General features: G+C 42.8%; 2 protein-coding genes. Both read left to right on the top strand.

The window, feature by feature from the left end:
* Positions 1-249: 249 nt before the first annotated feature.
* A complete protein-coding gene (gene istA / locus BLW16_RS22800; RefSeq protein ID WP_175470693.1) occupies positions 250-1,800 on the top strand; it encodes an IS21 family transposase in 1,551 nt (516 codons plus the stop codon).
* 70 nt (positions 1,801-1,870) lie between these two features.
* A complete protein-coding gene (istB, locus tag BLW16_RS22795) occupies positions 1,871-2,608 on the top strand; it encodes an IS21-like element helper ATPase IstB (RefSeq protein WP_090560189.1) in 738 nt (245 codons plus the stop codon).
* Positions 2,609-2,710 lie beyond the last annotated feature (102 nt).

The following is a 2,710-nucleotide window of genomic DNA, read 5'->3' as shown; positions in this document are numbered from 1 at the left end:
TGTCTAATACGGTAGTCATTGGGCCAAGCATAACGGTGATACTGGGCCAGTCAAAACGGAAATCGTTGGGCCAAAAGATTGGCCGCCATTACGGAGGCCATTGGGCCAAAGATTCCCTTGCTGATTATAGGATCAAAACGGAGGTCACTGGGCCAAAAGCCTAACCGCTGACTCCTTTATAAAACGGAGGTCATTGGGCCACTTTTCATGATTTTTAATAGTCTTGTATCTGAAACACTTAACAGATACATGGCAGGACAAAGAATTGATATCATGGAATTACGGAGTTTAATCATCTTTAAACTGAAAGGCTTGAGTAACCGCAAGGTTGCAGATTATTTAAAAGTGAACCGCAAAACGGTGGACAGTTACACCAGCCGTTTTAAGGCACTGAATCTTACCTATCAGGAGCTTGCAGAGCTTCAGGAGTGTGATCTTAGAGATTTGTTTACCGAAAACAGCCAAACTGAAAAGGAGCGCTATGAGACCTTAAGCAATCAATTTTCAGATTTCCAGAAAGAACTGCAAAAGCCTGGCGGTACCTTGCAGGAACTCTGGAAAGAATATTTCGAGAAGGACCCTAATGGATATAAATATACTCAGTTTGCTCTTCACTACCGGAATTGGAAGAACAGGAGCCGCCATAGTGGTAAGCTGATTCATAAAGCCGGCGAAAAGTTATTTATTGACTTTTGTGGTAAGAAGCCCTGGTACGTTGACAGATCTACCGGTGAACAGGTTGAGGTTGAAGTATTCATTGCGGTGCTTCCCTGCAGCCAGTATACCTTCGTCACTTCAGTTCCTTCTCAGAAACGGGAAGACCTGATCAGTTGTATGGAATCTTGTTTGAGATGGATGGGTGGAGTTCCACAGGCCATCGTTTCAGATAATTTGAAATCAGCAGTCAGCAAAGGCAGTAAATACGCACCTGTGATTAATAAAACTTTTGCCGGTTTCGCACTGCATTATGGTTGCGTGGTGGATCCAGCAAGACCACATCATCCTCAGGATAAAGCACTGGTAGAGCGCAGTGTAGAACTTGTTTACCAGCGCATCTATTATCATTTACGTAAGCACACTTATTTCAGCCTTAAAGACCTTAATAAAGCGATTGCTGAACTACTGGAGGAATATAACGATTACTTGTTCTCCCACGGTGGTGGTAGCCGCAGAAGTTATTTTATTGACCTGGAAAAGCAATATTTACAGCAGATCACCCCAGGTTCTTACAGTATACGTCAATACCGTCGGGCCAAAGTGCAAAAGACCGCACATATCTACATGAGTGAAGACCGTAATTATTACAGCGTCCCTTATCGGTTTACGGGTTTGCATGTAGAGGTACAATATAATCAGGATAAGCTGGAGGTCTTCTATAACCATGACCGGATTGCCAGTCATGAAAGAAACTACAAAGCTGGTCATTATACGACCACAGCAGACCACATGCCTTCCTCTCATCAGGCTTACGGCAGTTGGAGCCCTGAATACTTCCAGAACCGCGCCCGTCAAATAGGGCCAGATACCCTGGCCTACATTGAGCGGTTATTTAGCCAGTACAACTATCCGGAAATTGCTTATAAACAAAGCCAGGGGATCTTATCTTTTGTAAAAACTTATAACAAAGACCGGTTGGAAGGTGCTTGTAAAAGGGCTTTGGAATACCATAAAGCCTCTTATCGTACCATCGAAATGATATTGAAAAACAATCTGGATACACAGGTGCAGGATCCGGAGGTTCAGTCCGGGCCACCGATTCCAGAACACAGTAACATTCGTGGTGCAAGTCATTACAGGTAAGTGGGTTCTGGATCATATTGACCCCACTAGAATTACACTTTTTTATTAGACAAATAACAACAACAAAATCATGAACGAACACAACACCGTAGAAAAAATGCGTCGTATGCGTATGAACGCGATGGCAAACCTTTACCATCGCAGCATCACCGAACACCTTTACCAGGATTACACCCTGGACGATTTCCTTTCGATGCTGATAGATACAGAATGGGAAAATCGGCAAAACCGAAATATCGAAAGCTTGATACAACGTGCTGGCTTTAAACAAGCAGCTTCTTCCTCAGATATCGATTATCAGGCTAAAAGAGGCCTGGATAAAACAACATTTGAAAGGCTGTTAAGTCTCAACTTTCTCCAGAAAAAAGAGAATCTTATCATTACCGGTTCCAGTGGTTGTGGTAAAAGTTTTCTAGCGCAGAGCATTGGTGTTAAGGCTTGTCAGATGCTGCACAGTACAATGTATTACAATACTGCACGGTTCTTTGACCTTGCTAAGCTAGCCAAACTACAGGGCACTTATTATAAACTGATCAAGCGTATACAAAAAACTGAACTGCTTATACTGGATGACTTTGGTCTGGCCAATATTGATCAGCAGGCCAGAAATGTGTTGATGGATGTTATTGAAGAAAGACATGAGAGTTCATCCACTATAATCGCCACACAGATACCAGTGGCAAGCTGGCATGGACTAATTGGAGAAAGTACTGCTGCTGATGCCATACTTGACAGGATTGTTTTCTCGTCTCATCGAATTGAATTGGAAGGGGAATCTTTCAGAAGAAAAAAACAGTTGAGCCATTAAAATTAAACCCTTATAATTGTATTGAAAAGTGGCCCACTGATTATCGTAATGACTGGCCCGCTATCATCCGTTTTCGCTGGCCCAGTATCACCGTTATAGACA

It is taken from the genome of Pedobacter hartonius (genome assembly GCF_900107535.1).
Lineage (GTDB): Bacteria > Bacteroidota > Bacteroidia > Sphingobacteriales > Sphingobacteriaceae > Pedobacter > Pedobacter hartonius.
The sequence above is the reverse complement of the archived record's forward strand: the minus strand, read 5'-3'. Positions and strand labels throughout refer to the sequence as shown.

Excerpts from the sequence above, each read along its gene's own strand:
- istA (WP_175470693.1), top strand. The coding sequence starts at position 250 with ATGGCAGGACAAAGAATTGATATCATGGAATTACGGAGTTTAATCATC.
- istB (WP_090560189.1), top strand. The coding sequence starts at position 1,871 with ATGAACGAACACAACACCGTAGAAAAAATGCGTCGTATGCGTATGAAC.